Consider the following 21732-nt stretch of genomic DNA (forward strand, 5'->3'; position numbering starts at 1 on the left):
GGCCTTAGGCCCCGGCGAAGAGGCGGGTGGCGAGGCTTTCCGGCAGGCCGGCGCGGCGGATCTTCCCGGCCGCGGCCTCCACGTCGTAGGGCACGCGCATCCAGCGCATCTCGCTCGTGTCGGGGTCGAGCAGGGCGTAGCCGGCGGCCGGGTTGCCGTCGCGCGGCTGGCCGACCGCGCCCACCACGGCCAGCCAGCGGCGGGGGCGGGAGAGCGGCACGGGCATGCCGGGGGTCGGCGTGAAGCCCGTGCATTTCTCCGCAGCGGTGAGGCCGAAGAGGCGGGGGACGTGGACGTGGCCGCAGATCGTCACGCGCGCCGGCGTGCCCTCGAAGCTGCGGCGGGCCTCGAGCGGGCCGGTGACGTAGCGCCAGGCCGCGGGGTCGGAGGCGTCGGCGTGGACGAAGAGGCGGTCCTCCTCGGCGTGCTCGAGCGGCAGGGTGCGGAGGAAGTCGCCGGCATCGGGGCTGAGCTGGGCTCGGGTCCACTCCATGGCGGCCGCCGCGCGGCCGTTCATGCGGGCGCTGCGGGCGAAGAGGGCCTGGTCGTGGTTGCCGAGGATCGCGACGGCGCCATGGGCGATCCGGTCCATGACGGTGCGGAGGCACCAGGCGGGGTCGGCCCCGTAGCCGATGATGTCGCCGAGGAAGACGAGGCGGGTTGCCCCCGCGCCGTCGGCATGGGCGAGGCAGGCCGAGAGGGCCTCGCGGTTGGCGTGGATGTCGGAGAGGATGGCGATCATCGCGCCCCATCATCGCGCGGGGCGGGGCCGGGCGCCAGAAGCGGCGCGGCGGCCTTGCCGCGGGTCGTTGCATCCCCTATACGCGCCCCTCCACGCGTCCCGGGCCTCGATGGGCTGCCCGGCCGTGGATCCGGCCCCCGCCGCATGGTGCGGCCCGCTTCCGAGCCGAAAGGCACGGGGGCGGCGCAAGGTGGGGCCGTCCCATCCCCCACCCGAGGAGGACCGAAATGCCCAAGATGAAGACGACGTCTTCGGCCAAGAAGCGCTTCAAGATCACGGCCACCGGCAAGGTTCTCGCCGGCCCGGGCAAGAAGCGCCACAATCTCTCCGCCCGCTCGCAGAAGGTGAAGCGCCAGAACCGCGGCAACCAGGTGCTGCGCGACCAGGACGCGAAGACCGTCATGCAGTGGCTGCCCTACGGCCTGCCCCGGTAAGCGAGAGGGAGATCAGCAATGGCTCGTGTTAAGCGCGGCGTCACCGCCCACGCCCGTCACAAGAAGGTCCTCAAGCTCGCCAAGGGCTATGTCGGCCGTTCCTCCACCGCCTTCCGCCCCGCGCTCGAGCGCGTGGAGAAGGCGCTCCAGTACGCCTACCGCGACCGCCGCAACAAGAAGCGCGAGTTCCGCGGGCTCTGGATCCAGCGCATCAACGCCGCCTGCCGCGAGAACGGGATCGTCTATTCCCGCTTCATCGCCGGCCTGAAGGGCGCGGGGATCGAGCTGGACCGCAAGGTGATGGCCGCCATCGCCTATGACGACCCCGCGTCCTTCGCCGCTCTGGTGGAGAAGGCGAAGGCCGCCCTCCCCGCCCAGACGCAGGCCCAGGCCGCCGAGTAAGGGAAGCGAGGGCCCCCCGGGGCCCTCCGACGAAGGCCGGGGCCGCGCCGTTCGGGATGTTCCCCGGCGGCGCGGCCCTTTGTCTATGGGGCCCCCGCCGGCGCGGCCGATCCGCGCCGGGGCAAGGATCAGGTTCGGGAATGGCTGACGACCTCGACACGCTGCGCGCCGACATCGAGGCCGCGCTGGCCGGTGCGGCGGACCTGCGGGCGCTCGACGCCGTGCGCGTGGCGGCGCTCGGCAAGAGCGGGCAGGTGACCGGGCTGCTCAAGGGCCTGGGCGCCCTGCCGCCCGAGGAGCGGCGCGCGCGCGGCGCCGAGGTGAACGTGCTGAAGGGCGAGGTCGAGCGCGCCCTCGAGACCCGGCGCGCGACGCTGGAGGCCGCCGCGCTCGACGCGCGCCTGGCGGCGGAGCGGCTGGACGTCTCCCTTCCCCCGCGCGCGGCCGCGCCGGCCGGCCCGGAGGCGGGCAGCATCCACCCGATCTCCCGCACCATGGAGGAGCTCATCGCCCTCTTCGGCGCCATGGGCTTCGCGGTGGCCGAGGGGCCAGACATCGAGGGGGACTGGCACAACTTCTCCGCCCTCAACATCCCCGAGCACCACCCGGCGCGGCAGGACCACGACACCTTCTACCTGACGGCGCCCGAGGGCGGCCGACGCCCCGTGCTGCGCACCCACACCAGCCCCGTGCAGATCCGCACGATGCTGGCGCAGGAGCCGCCGATCCGGGTGATCGTGCCCGGCCGCACCTGGCGGGCGGACCACGACGCCACGCACTCGCCCATGTTCCACCAGGTGGAGGGACTGGTGATCGGCCGCGGCATCCACATGGGGCACCTCAAGGGCACGCTGGTCGACTTCCTTCGCGCCTTCTTCGGCATCGCCGACCTGCCGGTGCGCTTCCGCGCGAGCTACTTCCCCTTCACCGAGCCCTCCATGGAGGTCGACATCGGTTGGAGCCGGCGCACGGGCGAGCTCGGCCAGGGCGGCGATTGGCTGGAGATCCTCGGCAGCGGCATGGTCCACCCGAAGGTGCTGGCCAACGCGGGCATCGACCCGCGGGCGTGGCAGGGCTTCGCCTTCGGCATGGGGATCGAGCGGATCACCATGCTCAAGCACGGCATCCCCGACCTGCGGCCCTTCTACGAGGCCGACCTCCGCTGGCTGCGCCACTACGCGACGAGCCCGCTCTCCCCCTTCACCCTGCACGACGCGGCGTAGGAAGCGATGAAGTTCACCCTTTCCTGGCTGCGCGACCATCTCGACACCGACGCGCCGCTCGACCGCATCCTGGCCGCGCTCAACACCATCGGCCTCGAGGTCGAGGGCGTCGAGGACCGCGCGGCGGCCCTCGCCCCCTTCCGCATCGCCTATGTCGTGGAAGCGGTGCAGCACCCGAACGCGGACCGGCTGCGCGCGCTGAAGGTCGACATCGGCGACGGCACCATCCGCTCCGTCGTCTGCGGCGCGCCGAACGCGCGCACGGGGATGAAGGCGGTGGCGGCCCTTCCCGGCTCCTTTGTGCCGGGCACGGGCATCACGCTGAAGGCGGGCGAGATCCGCGGGGTGAAGAGCGAGGCGATGCTCCTCTCCTCCCGCGAGATGGGGCTCGGCGACGACCACAGCGGCATCGTGGACCTGCCGGAGGACGCGCCGGTCGGCGCCTCCTACGCCGAGTGGGCGGGGATGGGCGACCCCGTCATCGAGATCAGCGTCACGCCCAACCGCGGCGACGCGCTGGCGATCCGCGGCGTCGCGCGCGACCTGGCGGCGGCCGGGGTCGGCACGCTCAAGCCCTGGAACCCCGAGCCCGTCGCGCCGGCCTATCCCACCCCGCTGGAATGGGCGATCGACGATCCCCGCGCCTGCATCCAGGTGCTCGGGCGCGCCGTGCGCGGCGTGACGAACGGCCCCTCCCCTCAGTGGATGCAGGACCGGCTGACGGCCATCGGGCTCCGGCCGATCAACGCGCTGGTGGACGTCACCAACTTCTTCACCTTCGACCTCGGGCGGCCGCTGCACGTCTTCGACGTGGCGAAGGTGCGCGGGAAGACGCTGACGATGCGGCTCGGGCGCGAGGGCGACGAGTACCTCGCGCTCAACGGCAAGACCTACCGCCCGACGCCCGAGGACATCGTCATCGCCGACGAGGCCGGCGTGGAAAGCCTCGCGGCCATCGTCGGCGGCGAGACCACGGGCTGCGACGCGGCGACGCGCGAGGTCTTCATCGAGTGCGCGCTCTTCGATCCCGTGCGCATCGCCCTCACGGGCCGCCGCCACCAAGTCCACAGCGACGCCCGCGCGCGGAACGAGCGCGGCCTCGACCCCGCGGCCCAGCGCGCGATGCTGGAGGCCGCGACGCGGATGGTCATGGACCTCTGCGGCGGCGAGGCGAGCACCCTCTCCGAGGCCGGGGCGGAGCCCGCTTGGCGGCGGGAGGCGACGCTCCGCTTCGAGCGCATCGCGGGCCTTGGCGGCTCCTCGATCGCGCCGGCGAAGGCCGTGGCCTCGCTGGAGGCGCTCGGCTTCGGCGTGACGGCGCGCGACGACGCCTCCGTCACGGTCTCCGTCCCCTCCTGGCGGAACGACGTCGCCTCCTCCCGCTCGGCCTATCGCGCCGGCGGCACGGAGCTCGCGCAGGAGCCGGGGCTGGACCCCGCCCGCGCCGCCGCCGCGGCCGAGGGCGCGGACGCGGTGGAGGCCGAGTGCGACCTGCTGGAGGAGGTGCTGCGGCTGGAGGGGCTGGACGCCATCCCCTCCGTCTCCCTACCGGTGGCGAGCCCCCTGCCCCTTCCCGCCCTCACGCCGCGCCAGTCCCGCGCGGCCCTCGCCCGCCGGCTGCTCGCGGCCCGCGGGCTGGCCGAGGCCGTGACCTACGGCTTCACCGCCCGCGCCACCGCCGCCCTCTTCGGGGAGGTGCCGGAGGCGCTGCGGGTGGAGAACCCCATCGCCGCCGACCTCGACCAGATGCGCCCGACGCCGGTCGCGACCCTGCTGCTGGCCGCCGGGCGCAACGCGGCGCGCGGCCAGGCCGACGTGTCGCTCTTCGAGATCGGCGCCTCCTACGCCGCGCCCTCGCCGGAGGGGCAGCTCGCCACCGCCGCCGGGGTCCGCACGGGCCGCACGCCGCGCCACCCGCTGGAGCCCTCGCGCCCGGTGGACGCGCTCGACGCGAAGGGTGACGCGCTGGCGGTGCTGCTCGCCCTCGGCGTCGCGCCGGCCGCGCTCACGGTGACGACGGACGCGCCGGGCTTCTACCACCCCGGCCGCTCCGGCGTGCTGCGGAGCGGGCCGAAGCTGCCGCTGGCGCGCTTCGGGGAGCTGCACCCGCGCGTGCTCTCGGCGCTCGGGATCGACGGACCGGCGGTCGCCTTCGAGGTGCTGCTCGACTCCATCCCGGAGCCCAAGCGCCGCCGGAAGGCCGCGCCCGACCTGCCGGCCTTCCAGCCCGTGCGGCGCGACCTCGCCTTCCTCGTGGACGCCACGGTCCCCGCCGACAACCTTCTCCGCGCCGCGCGCGGGGCGGAGCGGGCGCTGGTGACGGAGGTCTCCCTCTTCGATCGCTACGCCGGGGACCGCCTGCCGGAGGGCAAGGTCTCGCTCGCGCTCGAGGTCGTGCTGCAGCCGCGCGAGCGGACGCTGACGGACGCAGAGATCGAGGCGGTTATCGCCAAGGTCGTCGCCGCCGTCACCAAGGCAACCGGGGCCACGCTGCGGGGCTGAGCCCTCCGTGCTAGCTCTCCCGGGCGCCGGTTTCGGCACCCAGGAGGATACGACCATGGCACAGGATGCCCCCCGCCCCTTCCGCTACCCCGTGCCCGAGCTGGCGTCGCTGCCCGAGGACGTGCGCGCGCGCATCCTCGCGGTGCAGGAGAAGGCGGGCTTCGTGCCGAACGTCTTCCTGCTGCTGGCCCGCCGCCCGGAGGAGTTCCGCGCCTTCATCGCCTACCACGACGCCCTCATGGAGAAGCGCGAGGGGCTGACGGCGGCGGAGCGCGAGATGATCGTCGTCGCAGTCTCGGCCGCGCATTCCTGCCAGTACTGCGTGGTGGCGCATGGCGCGATCCTGCGCGTGCGGGCCAAGGACCCGGTCATCGCCGACCTCGTGGCCACCAACTACCGCAAGGCGGGGCTGCCGCCGCGGCACCGGGCGATGCTCGACTACGCGCTGAAGGTCGGCACCCAGTCGCACCTGGTGGGCGACGAGGACCACGCCGCCCTGGCCGCGGCCGGCTTCACCGAGGACGAGACCTGGGACATCGGCGCGATCGCCGCCTTCTTCTCCATGTCAAACCGCCTGGCGAACGCGACGGACCTTCGCCCGAACGCGGAGTTCCACATGCTGGGGCGGCGCTAGCCCGCCTCAGTCCCCGACCACCTCGTGCGCGGCGACGGCGCCGCGGCGCCAGTAGCCGGCAGCCTTCACGCGCTCCTTCGGGATCCCGTGCCGCTCGGTGAGGACGCGGCGGAGCCGGCGGGCGACCTCGGCCTCGCCAGCCACCCAGGCGTGGCCCTCGCCGGGCGGGATGGCGAGGGCGGCGAGGGCGGGCTCCAGCCGCTCCGCCTCGCCGGCGGGGGCGCCGTTCCGCTCCAGCCAGCGGATCTCGAGGCCGGGGCGCGCGGGCAGGTCCTGGCGCTCGGCGGCGTCGGCCACCTCGATCAGCGCGACGGCCCGGGTGGCCGCCGGCAGTTCCTCGAGGCGGCGGCCGATGGCAGGGAGCGCCGTCTCGTCGCCGGCGAGGATCGTCCAGTCGAGGTCATCCGGCAGGATGAGGGAGCCGCGGGGGCCGCCGACGACCAGCCGGTCGCCCGGCCGCGCCGCGGCCGCCCATTCCGTCGCGGGACCCTCGGCGTGGAGGGCGAAGTCGATCGCGAGCTCCCCCCGGGCGGCGTCGTGGCGGCGCGGGGTGTAGTCGCGCGCCGGCGGGCGCGGGCCGTCGGGGCCTGTGTCCGCGGGGGCGGGTTCCTCCGCTCCGGGCAGGGGGAAGAAGAGCTTCACGTGGTCGTCGAAGGCCGGGCTGTGGAAGCCCTCGAGCTCGGCGCCGCCGAGGACCACGCGGAGCATCCGCGGCGTGAGGCGCTCCACGCGGCGCACCTCCAGCACGCGGCGGCGCGGCTCGTGGCGGACCCGGCGCCCGAGCGGCGCGGCGGGGGTTCCCTCCATCAGACCCGCTCCACCGCGACGGCGGCCTCGTCGATGAGGGAGACGATGCGGCGAAGCTGCTCCTCCGTGAGGGCGCCGCGCGAGAGGCGGAGGCGAAGCGCCATCTTGAGGTTGTGCATGGCCCGCACCGCCTGGAGGGAGGAGCCGTCCGCCCGCCCGCCGCCCGCCGCGTCCATGCGGGCCAGCAGGGCATCGGCCTCGGCGCGGCTTCCCTCCAGCGCCCGCTCCCCCTCGGGGGTCATGGCGTAGAGCCGCCGGCCGCCCTCGGTGCTGGCGACGGCGATCTGGCCGAGCTCCTCCAGCAGGGTCAGGGTCGGGTAGATCACGCCTGGGCTCGGCGAATAGGCCCCGGCGAGGCGCTCCTCGATCGCCTTGATGATCTCGTAGCCGTGGCGCGGGCGCTCGGCGATGAGGGCGAGGATGACGAGGCGGAGGTCGCCCGTCTCGAAGAAGCGGCCGCCGTGGCGCCCGCGGTGCTGCCCGCCCCGGTGCCCCTCCCCGGGGCCGCCGGGGTGGCGGCCATGGGGCGTGCCGTCGCGGTGGAAGCGGCGGCGGCCGGGGTCGGTGGCGCCGCGGTGGAAGTGGGGGAACATGCCGTGTCTCCGTGATTTTCGATATATCGATACCTATATCGAAAAGCACGGTGTCGTTTGCAAGGGGAAAGGGAGCGCTTGGTGCTGGGGCCAGCCTGCCTTATCTGGGCGGAAACCACGGGCGGGGCCGACCGCCCCTCCCCCGCCCCTCCGGAACCTCATGCCCGACACGCCGCTCGACCGCATCCGCAACTTCTCGATCATCGCCCATATCGACCACGGGAAATCCACGCTCGCCGACCGCCTGATCCAGCTCACCGGGGGCCTCTCCGCCCGCGAGATGACGGAGCAGGTGCTCGACAACATGGACATCGAGAAGGAGCGCGGGATCACCATCAAGGCGCAGACCGTGCGCCTCGACTACCGGGCGAAGGACGGGCAGGACTACGTCCTGAACCTCATGGACACGCCGGGCCACGTGGACTTCGCCTACGAGGTCTCTCGCAGCCTGGCCGCCTGCGAGGGCAGCCTGCTCGTGGTGGACGCCTCCCAGGGCGTGGAGGCGCAGACGCTGGCCAACGTCTACCAGGCGCTGGACGCGGGGCACGAGATCGTCCCCATCCTGAACAAGGTGGACCTGCCGGCCGCCGAGCCCGACCGGGTGAAGCAGCAGATCGAGGACGTGATCGGCCTGCCCGCCGACGACGCCGTGATGATCTCCGCCAAGACCGGGCTGAACATCGAGGGCGTGCTGGAGGCGATCGTCACCCGCCTGCCCGCCCCCAAGGGCGACGCGGAGGCGCCGACCAAGGCGCTGCTCGTGGACAGCTGGTACGACCCCTATCTCGGCGTCGTCATCCTCGTGCGCGTGAAGGAGGGGCGGCTCCGGAAGGGGCAGAAGATCCGTATGATGGCGGCGGGCTCCACCCACGTCATCGAGCAGGTCGGCGTCTTCCGGCCGAAGATGCAGCCGGTCGAGTCGCTCGGGCCGGGCGAGATGGGCTACATCAACGCCGCCATCAAGACAGTGGCCGACACCAACGTCGGCGACACCATCACCGACGACCGCCGCCCCGCGCCGGAGCCGCTGGCGGGCTTCAAGCCCTCCATCCCCGTGGTCTGGTGCGGCCTCTACCCCGTGGACGCCGACGACTTCGAGAAGCTGCGTGACAGCCTGGCGAAGCTGCGGCTGAACGACAGCTCCTTCCACTTCGAGGCGGAGAGCTCGGCGGCGCTGGGCTTCGGCTACCGCTGCGGCTTCCTCGGCCTGCTGCACCTCGAGATCATCCAGGAGAGGCTGTCGCGCGAGTTCGACCTCGACCTCATCGCGACCGCGCCCTCGGTCGTCTACCGCATGAAGATGAACAACGGCGCGGAGCGGGAGCTGCACAACCCCGCGGACATGCCGGACCCGACGCTCATCGCCTCGATCGACGAGCCCTGGATCAAGGCGACGATCTTCGTGCCCGACGAGTACCTGGGCAACATCCTGACGCTGTGCAGCGAGCGGCGCGGGCAGCAGGTGGAGCTCACCTATGTCGGCACCCGCGCGATGGCGGTCTACCGCCTGCCGCTGAACGAGGTGGTCTTCGACTTCTACGACCGGCTGAAGTCGATCTCCCGCGGCTACGCCTCCTTCGACTACCAGATGGACGGCTACGAGGAGGGCGACCTCGTGAAGATCAGCATCCTCGTGAACAACGAGCCGGTGGACGCCCTCTCCTTCATGGCGCACCGCGGCCAGGCGGAGCGGCGCGGGCGCTCAATCTGCGAGAAGCTGAAGGACCTCATCCCCCGCCAGCTCTTCAAGATCCCCATCCAGGCCGCCATCGGCGGCCGCGTCATCGCGCGCGAGACCATCGGGGCCATGTCGAAGGACGTGACCGCCAAGTGCTACGGCGGCGACATCTCCCGCAAGCGCAAGCTCCTCGACAAGCAGAAGGAGGGCAAGAAGCGCATGCGGCAGTTCGGCAAGGTGGAGATCCCCCAGAGCGCCTTCATCGCCGCCCTGAAGATGGATTCGTGATCGGCCGAAGGGCCGCCGGAGACGCCGGACGGGCTGGCGGCCGGGCCGCGGCGGCCCCATATCGTCGCCGTCGGAACGAATGAAGAAAGATCCATCTGCATGACCGAGCTGACGCGCCGCCGCGCCCTGGCGCTGGCCGCCGCCCTGGCCACGCCGGCGCTCCTCCCCGGCACCGCCCGGGCGCAGGCCGCCTATCCCAACCGCCCGATCAACATCATCGTTCCCTTCGCGGCCGGCGGCCCGACGGACGTGGTCACGCGGCTGGTCGCCGAGGTGATGGCGCGCGACCTCGGCCAGCCCGTGGTGGTGGAGAACGTCGGCGGCGCGGGCGGCACGCTCGGCGCCCAGCGCGTCGCCCAGGCGCGGCCGGACGGTTACACCCTGTTGCTGCACCACATCGGCATGGGGACCACGCCGGCGCTCTACCGCCGCCTCGCCTATGACCCGGTGAACGGCTTCGAGACGGTAGGCCTCGTCACCGAGGTGCCGATGACGATCATCGCGAAGAAGGACTTCCCGGCCGCCAACCTGGCGGAGATGGTCCGCGTGATGCGCGAGCAGAAGCAGAGCATCAACCTCGCCAACGCCGGCGTCGGCGCGGCCTCTCACCTCTGCGGCCTGCTCCTGCAGTCGGCGGTGCAGACCCAGGTGACCACCATCCCCTACCGCGGCACGGGCCCGGCCATGACCGACCTCATCGGCGGCACGGTGGACCTCATGTGCGACCAGACGACGAACACGACCCAGCAGATCCGCTCCGGCGCCGTCCGCGCCTTCGCGGTGACGACGAGCGAGCGGAATGCCGCCCTGCCCGACCTGCCGACCGCCGCCGAGGCGGGGCTGCCGGGCTTCGAGGTCTCGGTCTGGCACGGCCTCTACGCGCCCAAGGGCACGGACGCGGCGATCGTCGCCCGCCTCTCCCGCTCCCTCCAGGTCGCGCTGCGCGACGAGCGCCTCGTCGCCCGCTTCGCCGAGCTCGGCACCACGCCGGTGAGCCAGGAGCGCGCCACCCCCGACGCGCACCGCGCCTACTGGCAGGCGGACATCGCCAAGTGGCGCCCGATCATCCAGGCGGCGGGGCAGTACGCCGACTGAACTATCTGTTACTGTCCCGCCGCCTCCCCTGCCGGACTTGACAGGGGGGCGGCCGGACGCCACCCCGAGAGGGAAACCGCGCCGGTCGCGGCACGATCAAGAGCGGAGATTGTCTGCATGGCCAGCCTGACCGGACGACGCGTCCTGGTGGTGGAGGACGAGACCCTGGTCGCCATGCTGGTCGAGGACACCCTGGCCGATGCCGGCGTGGTGGTGCTCGGCCCGGTCGCGACCGTCGCCGAGGCGCTGGCCATGCTCGAGCAGGACCGGCCCGACCTCGCCGTGCTCGACCTCAACCTCGCCGGGGAGACCTCCGAGCCCGTGGCGGACGCGCTGATCCGGCTCGAAGTGCCCTTCGTGGTGGCCTCCGGCTACGGCGCCGCGGGCCTGCCGCAGCGGCTGGCCGGCATCCCCGTCCTCGCAAAGCCCTACGCGCCCGAGGACCTGACGGCCGCCCTGGCGAAGCTTCCGGTCGCCTGAGGGCCGCGGGGGACCGCCGGTCTGGCCGGCGGCCCGCGGCTTGCTAAACTCCGGGGCATGACCGCTGGCCCCATCGCGCTCCTCCTGAACGGCACGCCGCGTGCCCTGCCGCCGGGGACCTCCCCCACCATGACGCTGCTCGATTGGCTGCGCGGCCCCGCGGGGCTGACCGGCACGAAGGAGGGCTGCGCGGAGGGCGACTGCGGCGCCTGCACCGTGGTGATCGAGGAGCCCGACGGCGCCCGCGTCCCGGTGAACGCCTGCATCACCCTTCTCGGCCAGGTCCATGGCCGCGCCCTCCGCACCGTGGAGGGGCTGGGCGGCCCCGCCGGCCCGCACCCGGTCCAGCGGCTGCTCGCCGAGGCCGACGCGACGCAGTGCGGCTTCTGCACCCCCGGCATCGTCATGACCGCCTGGGCCCACGCGCGGGAGGGCGGGGACGTGCACGAGGCGCTGGCCGGGAACCTCTGCCGCTGCACCGGCTACCGCCCGATCGTCGAGGCCTTCGCCGGGCTGGCCGACGACGGCGCGGCCCCCGTCCCCGCCCCGCCGGCGGCGGCCACGCGGCTGGAGGCGCCGGGGCAGGTGTTCCACCGCCCCCGCACGCTCGAGGCGCTGCTCGCCATTCGCGCGGCCCGCCCGGAGGCCTGGCTGCTGGCCGGCGGCACCGATCTCGGGCTCCGCGTCTCGGAGGCGCGGGAGGCGCCGGCCGAGGTGATCGCCCTCGCCGACGTGCCCGAGCTGAACCGGCTGGAGGCGACGCCGGAGGGGCTGCGCGTCGGCGCGGCGGTGAGCTACCGCCGCCTGCTCGCGGCCTGCGCGGGGGAGCCGGGCCTCGCGCCCCTCGCCGGGCTGCTCCGCCGGCTCGGCTCCCGCCAGATCCGCGGCATGGGGACGCTCGGCGGCAACCTCGGCACGGCCTCGCCCATCGGCGACATGCTGCCCCCGCTGCTGGCGCTCGGCGCCACGCTTCGGCTGGCCGGCGCCGGGGGCGGGCGGGCGATGCCGGTGGAGGAGTTCCTGACCGGCTACCGCACCAACGCGCTGCGGCCGGGGGAGGTAATCCTGGACGTCCTCATCCCTCGCCCGCCCGCGGGCGCCCTCTTTGTCGCGGAGAAGCTGTCCAAGCGGCCGGACCAGGATATCGCGACCGTCGGCCTCTCGGCGGTCATCGCGCTGGAGGCGGGGCGCGTCGCCGGGGCGCGGATCGCGCTCGGCGGCACGGGGCCGCGGGCGGAGCGCTGCGCCGCGGCCGAGGGGGCCCTGGTGGGCCAGCCCTGGGCGCGGGCAACGGTGGAGGCGGCCGCGGCGGCGCTGGAGGAGGCGATCGCGCCCCTCTCGGACCTTCGCGCCAGTTCGGAGTACCGGCGGATCGCGGCCGGGAACCTCCTGCGGCGCCTCTGGCACCGCGCGGCGGAGGCCGCCTGATGGACACGCTGCCCCACCCCCCGGCGAGCGCCCTCTCCGGCCCCGGCGCCGCGCTGCGCCAGGACAGCGCCCTGAAGCACGCGACCGGCGAGGCCCGCTTCGCCGACGACCTGCCGATGCCGCCGGGCCTGCTGCACGCGGCGCTCGTCCTCTCGCCGGTCGCGCACGGCCGCCTCGCGCCCATCGACCTCGCGCCGGCGCTCGCCGTGGCGGGGGTGGTCGCCGCGATCGGGCCCGCGGACATCCCCGGCCGCAACGACATCGCCCAGGCCAAGCGCGCACCGGAGCACATGCTGGCCGAGGGGCTGGTGGAGCACTGGGGCCAGCCGCTGGCGATCGTGGTGGCGGAGACGCGCGACGCCGCCCTGGCCGGGGCAGCGGCGGTGCGTCCGTCGATCGAGCCGCTCCGCCCCGTGCTCTCGGTCGAGGAGGCGCTCGACGCGGGCGCCTTCCTCATGCCGCCGACGGTGCTGGCCCGCGGCGACGCGCCCGCCGCCCTCGCCGCCGCGCCGATGCGCCTCGCCGGCACCTTCCACGCGGGCGGGCAGGAGCACTTCTACCTCGAGGGGCAGATCGCGCTGGCCGTGCCCGGGGAGGACGGCGACCTCGTCATCCACTCCTCCACCCAGCACCCGACGGAGGTGCAGCACGTCGCCGCCCGCGTCCTCGGCCTCGACCACAACCGCATCTCGGTGGGCGTGCGGCGGCTCGGCGGCGGCTTCGGCGGGAAGGAGAGCAACGCCTCCTGGGTGGCCGCCTGCGCGGCGCTGGCGGCGCGGCGGACGGGGCGGCCGGTGAAGCTGCGGCTGGGGCGGAAGGGCGACATCGCCGCGACGGGCAAGCGCCACCCCATGCTCTACCGCTGGGAGGCGGGCTTCGACGGGACAGGCCGCCTCCTCGCGCTGGAGGCGACCTTGGCCGCCGATGGCGGGCACAGCGTGGACCTCTCGGCCGGGGTGGTGTTCCGCGCCGTCACCCACGCGCTGAACTGCCTCGACGTGCCGGCGGTGCGGATCACCGGCGTCGCCTGCAAGACCAACACCGTCAGCAACACCGCCTTCCGCGGCTTCGGCGGGCCGCAGGGCGTGCTGCTGATGGAGGACGTGACGCACCGCGTCGCCCGCCACCTCCGCACCACGCCGGAGGCGGTCCGCGAGCGCAACCTCGCGGGCGGCGGGAACGACGCGGTGACGCCCTACGGCCAGGCGCTGGAGGGCGACCTCATCCGCCGCGTCTGGGCGGAGTGCCGCGACGGCGCGGAGTGGGACCGGCGCCGGGCGGAGGTGGACGCCTTCAACGCGCGGCACGAGGTGGTGCGGCGCGGCCTCGGCAGCTTCGTCCTCGCCTTCGGCATCTCCTTCGGCGTCATGTCCATGAACCAGGCGGGGGCCCTGGTGCATGTCTACGAGGACGGCTCCATCCGGCTGAACCACGGCGGCACGGAGATGGGCCAGGGGCTGTTCATCAAGATCGCCCAGGTGGTGGCCGGCGTCTTCGGCGTGCCGGTGGAGCGGGTGCGGATCACCGCCACCAGCACGGCGGAGGTGCCCAACACCGCCCCCACCGCCGCCAGCACGGGATCGGACCTCAACGGCTGGGCGGCGCAGATCGCGGCGGGCACCATCCGCGGGCGCATGGCCGAGGTTGCCGCCGCCGAATGGGGCGTGCGGCCGGAGGAGGTCGGCTTCGAGGACGAGGAGGTCTTCGCCGGCAACCACCGCATGCGCTTCGGGGAGCTCGCGCACCGCTGCGTGCAGGCGCGGGTTTCGCTCTCCTCCACCGGCTTCTACCGGACGCCCGGCATCCACTGGGACCCCGCCGCCATGAAGGGCGAGCCCTTCTTCTACTTCTCCTACGGGGCGGCGGTCGCGGAGGTGGAGCTGGACCTGCTGACGGGCGAGCACCGGATGATCCGCGCGGACCTCGTGCAGGATTGCGGCCGGTCCCTGAACCCTGCGGTCGACCTCGGCCAGATCGAGGGCGCCTTCGTGCAGGGCCTCGGCTGGCTCACCTGCGAGGAGCTCTGGTGGGACGCGGAGGGGCGGCTGCGCACCCTCGGCCCCTCCACCTACAAGATCCCGGGCTCGCGCGACGTGCCGCCCGTGATGAACGTCCGCCTGCTGGAGGGGGCGCCGGCCCGAGCGGACACCGTCTTCCGCTCCAAGGCCGTGGGCGAGCCGCCGCTGATGTTGGCGACGGCCGTCTGGAACGCGCTGCGGGACGCGGCCGGGGTGGACCGGCTGGACCTGCCGGCCACGCCCGAGCGTCTGCTGATGGCCGCCCGCCGTGGAGCGGGCGCGCCGCGGGGCTGACCGGCGGCGGGGCCTAGCGGCCCGGGCGGGCCGCCGGGCGCCGGCCGCGCACGAGGGATTCGCAGCGGTCGTCCTCGCCGACGCCGAACTGGATCGTCGGCAGCAGCCCCGCCACGGGCGCGACCAGGGCCGCGAGGCCGCCCACGAGCCCGCCGCGCGCGGCCAGCTCCGTCATGTCCGGGCCGACGGAGGGATTGCGGAAGCTGCCGTCGATGAGGATGGAGGTCGGCAGGGCGCCGATGGTGAAGCTCTTTGAATCGCTCCGCAGGCGCACCTCCATCCGCTCGTTCCCGAGGTTCACGTTGCCGGTGCCGTTCACGATGACGTCCTCGGTGTCGATGATGACGGTGCGGAGCCCGAGCACGCCGCGGTTGAGGGAGAGGTTGCCGACGAAGCACTCGACCGTCGTGCGGCCGGGCACGCCGAGCGCCGAGAGGAGCGCGTTGCCGAGGCGCAGGCCGGAGAGGTCCACCAGGAGGGCGGAGAGGTTGCCGCCGGACATGCCAAGGGTGATCTCGCCGTTGCCGCGCCCGAGGAGCTCCGCGAAGGAGCGGCCGGTGCCCTCGATCCGGCCGCGGCCGTTGATGCGGCCCGCCCCCTCGAAGGCGTTTGTCGCGCGCATGAGGCGGGAGAGGTCAAGGCGCTGGAAGCGGAGGTCGGCGCGGGCGTGGAGCTGCCCGCCCTCCTGCGGCGTGAAGGAGAGGTCCCCCTGGATCTGCCCGGTGCCGACGGCGAGCGCCACCGGGCGCAGCGTCAGGGCGCCGTCCTTCAGCTCCATCTCGGTGCGGAGGGAGTCGAAGGGCATGTTGCGCCCCGTGATCCGCTCGGCCCGGTAGGTCATGTGGACGTTGGCGGCCTCGAACTTGGGGAAGTTGATGGGGTCGTCGGGCAGAACGCGGCCGCGAGCCTGATCCCGCGCCCGCTCGCGCCGCTGCTGCGCCGTCTGGCCGGGGGTCGAGGCGCGGCCGGGCTCCTCGCCGATGAAGCCGCCGAGGTCGGCCAGGTCCACCCGGTCGGAATGCAGCTCCGCCTCGATGTCCGGCTTGGGGCCGGCGGTGCTGACGGCGATGGTGCCGGAGAGGTCGCTGCTGCCCATCCGCCCCTGGAAGTCGCGGAAGCGGACGCGGCCCTCGGCGTAGTCGAGCTGTCCGCCGATGCGGTAGGCGGGGGTCTTGGGGATCGGGACGCCCGAGAGCGCCTGCAGCAGCCCCATGTCCGGCCCCGCGAGGTCGAGCCGGACATCGGCGCCCTGCAGCTCCAGCGGGTCGCGGAGCGTGCCGCGCAGGTCCACGTGGGTCGGCCCGTTGGCGAGCTGCATCTCGATCGGCCAGGGCTTGTCGCCGTCCTGCAGGGCCAGGATGGCGCCGCCCCGGGCGCGGCCGGTGATGGGCTGGCCCGCGTAGGTGCCGCTCGCCTCCACCTCGATGCGGGGATCGGGGGTGTTCTCCTCCCGCGTCGCGACGCCGAGGTTGAAGTCCGCCTTCAGGCCGGGATGCACGACGTGCGCGCGGCCCTCGACGATCCGGAGAAGGCCGATCCGCGGGGCGGCGCGGGGCTGGTCCGACGCCGTCTCGCCGGCGGGCTGGCCGAGGTCGAAGAGGTAGTTCGCCCGCCCGTCCTCCAGCGCGCGCGCCTCGACCACGGGGCGCGTGACCTCGATCGAAGGGATCACGACCGAGCGGTCGTGCCAGTAGGCCCCGATGTCGACGCCCGCGGAGAGGCGCTCGGCCGTCGCGAAGGGCGGGTCGTCGGGGAAGCCCTCGGGGTTGCCGATGCGCACCCCCTCGGCCGAGATCTCGGTCACGCGGCCGAGGCGGACGTGCAGGTGCGCGATCGTCACGGGACGGCCGAGGGCGGCGGAGGCGCGCCGCTCGGCCAGCGGGATGAACCAGTCCCAGGACCAGACGGCAGCCAGCAGAAGCAGGAGGGCGAGCGGAACCCCCGTCCAGATCGCCCAGCGTGGCACCCGGCGCATGACCATCACGTCCCTCCGTCGGCTTCTCGCGGCCAGGGATGTAACCGGTTAGGGCGGCGGCGGTTCACCCGATAAAACGGCCCGCGCGAGAGGGCGCCCGCGCGGGGGCAACCGCGGGTTGCCGGGCGCCGGGCGACCTCCGCTCGCCGCCCGGCACCGGTCAGCGCGAGGCCCGGCCCCGCGACGGCCGGCAGGCCTCGGCGGCCTCGCGCGGGACGATGTCGAACTGCGACCCCGCGCGCTGGGCCGGCGCGGTGAAGGGCGCGCCCGCCCGCACGAACCAGGTATAGGCCTCCCGCGCCCGCGGCGTGCCCGTCACCTCCAGGAGGAGGGAGAGCGACTGCAGCGCGAGCTGCCCGTAGTCGCCGCCGCTCTTGGACCAGCCGTTCCCGTTCGAGAGGTTGCGCGCGCGCGTCGCCTCGCCGATGGCCGCCCAGGTCGTGTAGGGCGACTGCGGCGCGTTCTCCGGCGAGATCGCGATGAGGTAGGCGCAGCCGTCGTTCGGGCTGAAGCCGCGGCCGCCCGCGAGGAAGCGCCCCGCGAGGAAGTTCTCCATCCAGTCGAGCACCGCGCGCGCGTCCGCCGAGCCCCGCCGCGCCGCGTGGGCCGCCGTGGAGGCGAAGTAGTCCTGCTGCCAGGGCGGCAGCGCGCCGGGCGTGCCGTATTCCCCGGGGATCCAGCCATGCGCCTCGCCCTGCCGCCGCGTCCAATCGGGAATCTGCGCGCGCACCCAGGCCCAGTTGGTCGCGGCGGCGCCACGGAGGTAGTCGCCGGTCGGGTCGCGGGCGGGGGCGGCCCAGGCGGCGTTGTCGAGCTGCCGCAGGCTCCAGGCCGCGCCGCGCACCTGGGTGTAGCGCACGAGGTTGGCCTCCCCGTTGCCGCGGGGGTCCGGCCACTGGCCGATGATGTTCCAGGCGGACTGCGCCAGCAGCTCGTCGAGGAAGGCGCGGCGGCCGGTCAGGACGAAGGGCACGGTGGCGAGGTCGGGCTGGTGGGCGCTGTCGAGCTGCCAGCCGGACTCGGTCGCGATCTGCTGCATGAGCCCCGTCGGCGGCGACCCGCCGCGCGCGTCGGTCCAGAGGCGCGGCCACTTCTTCACGTCCAGCCAGCCGTTCGTGGAGGCGTCCCACATGTGCCAGGGCACGGAGCCCGAGGCCTCGGCCTGGCCCATCGCGACGATCGCCGCGCGGTGGTCGCCGGTCATCAGCCAGACCGCCTGCGGCTGGGTGGAGGGGCCGATGTCGGAGCGGCCGCCGGTGGCCGGCATGTCCTGGCGGATGCCGCGCGTGCCGAGCGGCGCCGCCCAGCGTGGGTCGGAGGCCAGCCCCGCGACCTGGCCGAGCACGCCGGCCGGCACGCCCGTCTCGGTGTTGTAGCGCGGCACGGCGCCGGCGTCGGCGAGGTAGTTCACGTCGTGGCGCGCGCGGGGGGGCTCCGCGACCGGCCGCCCGTTGTCCACGGCGAGCAGCCGGCCCCAGCCCGTGTACTGCCAGTGCCGGAGCGGCCCGGTGCGGAGCGCCTCACGCCCGTCGAGTAGCACTCGCGCGGCGTAGGAGGCGGTCCCGCCGCCCGGCCGCATGGCGATGTCGTTGCGCAGCCAGGCGTCCACCCAGAGCGTGCCGTCGCGGCGAACCGCGACGTCCGCCACGAGGCGCAGCGAGGTGACGCCGCCCACCGAGGCCGGCGGCACCGGCAGCGTCAGCCGCCGCTGCACCGCGAGCGGGCCGGATTGCCAGGACGCGGCCGCGTCGGTGGCGCGGAAGGCGGAGAGCAGGTCCACGCGCCAGGGCGCGCCGCCACTGGCCTCCACCTCCAGCACGGCGCCGCGGCCGGTCAGGGCGCCCGCGACGTCGAGCGGCGACGCCGCGGCCTCGCCGCCGGCCATGAGCATGAAGGCCTTCTCCTGACCGCGGCCGAGGGCCGGCGGCGCGAGGGAGAGGACCCCGAGGCGAGCGGAGCCGTCCGGGTGGGTGGCGAAGACGTCGAGCTGCGACGGCACCTCGCGCCCGTCCGGCCCGCGGACGCGGAGCCCCGTGCCGCGCGGCAGGTCGCCCGGCCGGAAGGCGTGGCCGACGACGACGACCGTGCCGGCCGGCGCCCCGGTCCCCTCCAGCAGGAGGCCGACGATGTCGCCCGCCGCCGTCGGGCAGGGCACCGCCGGCGCCGCGACGGCCCCCGCGGGCGCGAGCGCCGCCGCGCCGAGCGCGAGGGCGGCGCGGCGCGGGAGGACCGGGCGCGGCGAGAGGGAGCTGAAAGGGTTCATCCGGTCTGTCCCAGCACGCGGCGGAAGAGGGAGACCTGCCCCGCCGTGGTTTCGTCCCAGCCGAAACGCTCGGCATAGGCCCGGGTGTCGGCGCGGGACGGCGGTGCCGCGAGAAGGCGGCGGACGCCCGCGGCGATGGCCTCGGGCGTCGTCTCGTCCAGGACGAGCCCCGCGGCCGGGGAGGAGACCGCCTCGCGGCTGCCCCAGGCCGGGCTCGCGACCACGGGCGTGCCGCAGGCCATAGCCTCGAGCAGCACGTTCGCCCATCCCTCGCGCGAGGAGGCGAGCACGAGGGCGTCGGCGGCGCTGTAGAACTCGGGCAGGCGGCCGTGCGGCTGCGGCCCGACCAGGAGCACCCGGTCGCCGACCCCGCACCGCTCCGCCAGCGCGAGGAGCGCCCCCCGCTCGGGACCCTCGCCCGCGATGAGCAGCGTGTGCCCGGGCAGGTCGCGCAGGGCGGCGATGACGTGGTGGTGGCCCTTGCGCTCGATCAGCAGCCCGACCGAGAGCAGCACCGGTCCTTCCCCGAGCCCGAGCGCGGCCCGCGCGGCGGCGCGGTCCCGCGGGGCGAAGGCGCCGAGGTCGACGCCGTTGCGCAGCACCGTCACCTTTTCCCGCGGCGCGCCGAGCGCGTGCAGGCCCTCGGCGAGACCGGCGCTGACGGAGATGAGCGCGTCCGCCCCGGCGATCGCGACCTCGCGGATGAGGCGCCCGGGCACCGCGTAGCGCGGCAGGAGGCTGGTGTCCGAGCCGCGGGCGGTGATCACCACCGGCTTGCCGAAGCGCCGCCCGAGCCAGACCGCCGCGACGCCGTCGGGGTAGAGGTAGTGCGCGTCGATGGCGTCGAAGCGCAGCCCCTCCTCCACCATCCGCGTCAGGGCCCGGGCCGCGGCGTCGTAGAGGAGGAAGGGCGCGGCCGACATGCCCACGCGCGGGATGGCGAGGTAGCGAGGGTGGTGGACGGCGAGGCCGTGGCGCGTCTCGAGGCGCGGGGCGGCGGCGTGGCGCGCCCACTCGCCGAAGCGCGGGGAGCGCGAGGGGAACCAGGGGACGGGGGCGAGGACGGTCGCCTCGGCCTCACCGCCGGCGACGAGGTGCCGCAGCCTGTTCTCGACGAAGACGCCGTGGCTGGGCCTGGACGCGCTTGGGAAGAGGGTGCTGAAGGTCAGCAGGCGCAGCCTCAGCGCCGGCGCGCTTGCGGTCGCGCCAGGACGGGGTGCCGGCGCGGCCGCGCGCCCCTCCCGCGGCGGGGAGAGGCTCGTCGGGCTCTCCGGCCATGTCGAAGATAAAGCCGAGCTTGTCACGCCGCTGCGGCTCCGGCCGGACCACCCAGAAGGCGAGCCAGCCGATCCCGATGAGCATGCACAGGAAGTAGATGCCGTCCATGGCCGTTGGTTCCGTCTTCCGGCGTTCCGCCGCGGGAGGGTCGATGCTGAGGCAGGGTCCGGCTCATCGCGCGACCGCCGGCCGCTTCGCGAGAGGGCGCGGGACGCCGGGCGCGGCGGTCACCGCCACCGCGGCGGCCTCCTCGAGCGCGCCGGCCGCGGGGCTCGGGGCGGCCACGCCGCGCTTGCGCCAGCCGACCGCGTTCGCGCGCTCCTCCGCCTTCACCACCTGCCGCGCGAGCGTGTGCGTGGCCGCGATGACCACGAGGAGCGTCCAGTAGAAGTCCCAGTAGGAGAGCGAGAGGAAGGTGCCGCTCACGAGGTAGGCGACGATGGAGACCTGCGCCATGCGCCCGAAGTCGTAGGCCCAGGCGAGCTCCGGCCGTCGTCGGGTCATCGAGACGATGCGGAAGGTGTAGTAGACGCCCGCCAGCGTCATCGTCACCCACACGAAGAAGGTGGGAAAGCCGTTCTCGCCGAGAAGCTCGAACCAGATGCTGTGCACGGCCCGCGCCGGGCCGTCAGGCGCCACGGTGTCGACCACCTGCCGGTTGTAGGGGCCGGTGAAGCCCGAGCCGGAGAGCGGGTTGGCGAGGGCGAGCTTGAGGGAGATGCCCCAGAGGACGAGGCGCTCGGAGGCGGAGGCGTCGGCATCGTAGGAGCCGATCGACTGCATGCGCTCGGTCCACTGGGCCGGCATGAAGGCGAGCGCGCCGGTGAGGACCACGCCGAGCACCGCGCCGGTCACGACCTTCCGGGTGCTGCGCCACCAGAGGATCACCGTCGCGGCCGCGAGGCCGAGCAGCGCGCCGCGGGAGTAGCTGGTGATCGTGGCGAGGAGGGTGAAGCACATCGCGGCCGCGAGGCCGATCCGGACCGGCGCGTTGCGGGACTGCAGGCGGAGGTAGTTCATCAGCGGCAGCGTCACGAGCATCGCGGCCGCGAGATGGTTGTTGTCGAAGATCATCGTCTGGTCGGGGCCCCAGATCCGGTAGGAGCCGCCCGTCAGGAGCGAGAAGATCCCGCCGCGCACGCCGTAGTAGCCGATCGAGATCACCATGACCCAGATCAGCGCGTGCACGCGCCGACGCTCCGTCAGCAGCGACGCGGTGAGGAGGAGCCCGAGCAGCACCTTCTCCACGAACTGCCACTTCGCCCAGACCGCCGTCGGGTCGCCGAGCGCCATGATCGTGGTGAAGGTGAAGAGCAGCATCAGCGTGAAGATGAGCCCCGTGACGGCGTTCAGCGCCAGTCGCTTCGGCTCGCCCGCCAGGAGGCAGCCGAGGAGGGTCGCCGCGAAGACCATCATCGCCCAGGGCATGGGCCCGGCCGGCCCGTAGACCAGCCGGTGCGGATTCATGAAGGAGATCCAGGACCACAGGAGGATGCCGACAAAGGGCCGCGCCACCGCAAGCGGCAGCAGCAGCAGCATCGTCGCGAGGAAGACGGCGTCACGCACGGCGCGGACCCTCCCCCGGCCGCCGGCCCCGC

Annotated in this window: 17 protein-coding genes; 10 read left to right on the plus strand and 7 right to left on the minus strand. The window is 74.3% G+C overall.

Features of this window, described 5'->3' with window-relative positions; all coding sequences use genetic code 11:
- Positions 1–4: 4 nt before the first annotated feature.
- Positions 5–742 carry a metallophosphoesterase family protein gene (locus EAH89_RS00380; RefSeq protein ID WP_140880785.1) on the minus strand — a complete coding sequence of 246 codons (738 nt, stop codon included), beginning with the start codon at positions 740–742 and terminating at the stop codon, positions 5–7.
- Between the two features lie 227 nt (positions 743–969).
- Here EAH89_RS00380 and rpmI point away from each other — a divergent pair, with 227 nt between their 5' ends.
- From rpmI to EAH89_RS00405, 5 genes are all read left to right on the plus strand, one after another.
- The gene (rpmI, locus tag EAH89_RS00385; protein WP_073132793.1) at positions 970–1176 is read left to right on the plus strand and encodes a 50S ribosomal protein L35; all 207 of its coding nucleotides are present in this window, start codon (positions 970–972) and stop codon (positions 1174–1176) included.
- Positions 1177–1194: 18 nt separating this feature from the next.
- Entirely contained in the window at positions 1195–1578 is a 384-nt protein-coding gene (rplT, locus tag EAH89_RS00390; RefSeq protein WP_140880788.1) for a 50S ribosomal protein L20, read from the plus strand.
- 140 nt (positions 1579–1718) lie between these two features.
- The gene (gene pheS / locus EAH89_RS00395; RefSeq protein WP_140880790.1) at positions 1719–2801 is read left to right on the plus strand and encodes a phenylalanine--tRNA ligase subunit alpha; all 1083 of its coding nucleotides are present in this window, start codon (positions 1719–1721) and stop codon (positions 2799–2801) included.
- A 6-nt stretch (positions 2802–2807) separates the two neighbouring features.
- Positions 2808–5303, plus strand: coding sequence for a phenylalanine--tRNA ligase subunit beta (pheT, locus tag EAH89_RS00400; protein ID WP_140880792.1), 2496 nt, complete (start codon positions 2808–2810; stop codon positions 5301–5303).
- 55 nt (positions 5304–5358) lie between these two features.
- On the plus strand, positions 5359–5937 hold the full coding sequence (locus EAH89_RS00405; protein WP_140880794.1) for a peroxidase-related enzyme: 579 nt from the start codon (positions 5359–5361) through the stop codon (positions 5935–5937).
- Between the two features lie 6 nt (positions 5938–5943).
- Here EAH89_RS00405 and EAH89_RS00410 read toward each other — a convergent pair whose 3' ends face one another.
- A complete protein-coding gene (locus EAH89_RS00410; protein WP_140880795.1) occupies positions 5944–6744 on the minus strand; it encodes a siderophore-interacting protein in 801 nt (266 codons plus the stop codon).
- On the minus strand, positions 6744–7337 hold the full coding sequence (locus EAH89_RS00415) for a PadR family transcriptional regulator (protein ID WP_140880796.1): 594 nt from the start codon (positions 7335–7337) through the stop codon (positions 6744–6746). The genes EAH89_RS00410 and EAH89_RS00415 overlap by 1 nt, the downstream gene beginning before the upstream one ends.
- 160 nt (positions 7338–7497) lie before the next feature.
- Between EAH89_RS00415 and lepA the strand changes: the two genes are divergently transcribed.
- The 5 genes from lepA (at position 7498) to xdhB (ending at position 14618) form a co-directional block, all read left to right on the plus strand.
- A complete protein-coding gene (gene lepA / locus EAH89_RS00420) occupies positions 7498–9303 on the plus strand; it encodes a translation elongation factor 4 (protein ID WP_140880797.1) in 1806 nt (601 codons plus the stop codon).
- A gap of 99 nt (positions 9304–9402) precedes the next feature.
- The gene (locus EAH89_RS00425; RefSeq protein WP_140880798.1) at positions 9403–10398 is read left to right on the plus strand and encodes a tripartite tricarboxylate transporter substrate binding protein BugD; all 996 of its coding nucleotides are present in this window, start codon (positions 9403–9405) and stop codon (positions 10396–10398) included.
- A gap of 117 nt (positions 10399–10515) precedes the next feature.
- Positions 10516–10878, plus strand: coding sequence for a response regulator (locus tag EAH89_RS00430; RefSeq protein ID WP_140880799.1), 363 nt, complete (start codon positions 10516–10518; stop codon positions 10876–10878).
- Between the two features lie 57 nt (positions 10879–10935).
- The gene (locus EAH89_RS00435; protein WP_140880800.1) at positions 10936–12306 is read left to right on the plus strand and encodes a xanthine dehydrogenase small subunit; all 1371 of its coding nucleotides are present in this window, start codon (positions 10936–10938) and stop codon (positions 12304–12306) included.
- The gene (gene xdhB, locus EAH89_RS00440; protein ID WP_140880801.1) at positions 12306–14618 is read left to right on the plus strand and encodes a xanthine dehydrogenase molybdopterin binding subunit; all 2313 of its coding nucleotides are present in this window, start codon (positions 12306–12308) and stop codon (positions 14616–14618) included. Before EAH89_RS00435 ends, xdhB begins: the two co-directional genes overlap by 1 nt.
- Before the next feature lie 13 nt (positions 14619–14631).
- Here xdhB and EAH89_RS00445 read toward each other — a convergent pair whose 3' ends face one another.
- The 4 genes from EAH89_RS00445 to EAH89_RS00460 form a co-directional block, all read right to left on the minus strand.
- Positions 14632–16599 carry an AsmA family protein gene (locus EAH89_RS00445; protein ID WP_140880802.1) on the minus strand — a complete coding sequence of 656 codons (1968 nt, stop codon included), beginning with the start codon at positions 16597–16599 and terminating at the stop codon, positions 14632–14634.
- A gap of 154 nt (positions 16600–16753) precedes the next feature.
- Positions 16754–18856 (minus strand): hypothetical protein, encoded by a 2103-nt coding sequence (locus EAH89_RS00450; RefSeq protein ID WP_140880803.1) that lies wholly within the window; start codon positions 18854–18856, stop codon positions 16754–16756.
- On the minus strand, positions 18853–20160 hold the full coding sequence (locus tag EAH89_RS00455) for a glycosyltransferase family 4 protein (protein WP_140880804.1): 1308 nt from the start codon (positions 20158–20160) through the stop codon (positions 18853–18855). Before EAH89_RS00455 ends, EAH89_RS00450 begins: the two co-directional genes overlap by 4 nt.
- Positions 20161–20305: 145 nt before the next feature.
- Positions 20306–21700 carry a putative O-glycosylation ligase, exosortase A system-associated gene (locus EAH89_RS00460; RefSeq protein ID WP_140880805.1) on the minus strand — a complete coding sequence of 465 codons (1395 nt, stop codon included), beginning with the start codon at positions 21698–21700 and terminating at the stop codon, positions 20306–20308.
- Positions 21701–21732: the final 32 nt, after the last annotated feature.

The sequence above is a fragment of the Muricoccus nepalensis genome (assembly GCF_006438825.1).
Lineage (GTDB): Bacteria > Pseudomonadota > Alphaproteobacteria > Acetobacterales > Acetobacteraceae > Roseomonas > Roseomonas nepalensis.

What these genes read in the sequence shown, in the direction of transcription:
- EAH89_RS00380 (WP_140880785.1), bottom strand. Translation starts at nt 742, where the DNA reads ATGATCGCCATCCTCTCCGACATCCACGCCAACCGCGAGGCCCTCTCG.
- rpmI (WP_073132793.1), top strand. Translation starts at nt 970, where the DNA reads ATGCCCAAGATGAAGACGACGTCTTCGGCCAAGAAGCGCTTCAAGATC.
- rplT (WP_140880788.1), top strand. Translation starts at nt 1,195, where the DNA reads ATGGCTCGTGTTAAGCGCGGCGTCACCGCCCACGCCCGTCACAAGAAG.
- pheS (WP_140880790.1), top strand. Translation starts at nt 1,719, where the DNA reads ATGGCTGACGACCTCGACACGCTGCGCGCCGACATCGAGGCCGCGCTG.
- pheT (WP_140880792.1), top strand. Translation starts at nt 2,808, where the DNA reads ATGAAGTTCACCCTTTCCTGGCTGCGCGACCATCTCGACACCGACGCG.
- EAH89_RS00405 (WP_140880794.1), top strand. Translation starts at nt 5,359, where the DNA reads ATGGCACAGGATGCCCCCCGCCCCTTCCGCTACCCCGTGCCCGAGCTG.
- EAH89_RS00410 (WP_140880795.1), bottom strand. Translation starts at nt 6,744, where the DNA reads ATGGAGGGAACCCCCGCCGCGCCGCTCGGGCGCCGGGTCCGCCACGAG.
- EAH89_RS00415 (WP_140880796.1), bottom strand. Translation starts at nt 7,337, where the DNA reads ATGTTCCCCCACTTCCACCGCGGCGCCACCGACCCCGGCCGCCGCCGC.
- lepA (WP_140880797.1), top strand. Translation starts at nt 7,498, where the DNA reads ATGCCCGACACGCCGCTCGACCGCATCCGCAACTTCTCGATCATCGCC.
- EAH89_RS00425 (WP_140880798.1), top strand. Translation starts at nt 9,403, where the DNA reads ATGACCGAGCTGACGCGCCGCCGCGCCCTGGCGCTGGCCGCCGCCCTG.
- EAH89_RS00430 (WP_140880799.1), top strand. Translation starts at nt 10,516, where the DNA reads ATGGCCAGCCTGACCGGACGACGCGTCCTGGTGGTGGAGGACGAGACC.
- EAH89_RS00435 (WP_140880800.1), top strand. Translation starts at nt 10,936, where the DNA reads ATGACCGCTGGCCCCATCGCGCTCCTCCTGAACGGCACGCCGCGTGCC.
- xdhB (WP_140880801.1), top strand. Translation starts at nt 12,306, where the DNA reads ATGGACACGCTGCCCCACCCCCCGGCGAGCGCCCTCTCCGGCCCCGGC.
- EAH89_RS00445 (WP_140880802.1), bottom strand. Translation starts at nt 16,599, where the DNA reads ATGGTCATGCGCCGGGTGCCACGCTGGGCGATCTGGACGGGGGTTCCG.
- EAH89_RS00450 (WP_140880803.1), bottom strand. Translation starts at nt 18,856, where the DNA reads ATGAACCCTTTCAGCTCCCTCTCGCCGCGCCCGGTCCTCCCGCGCCGC.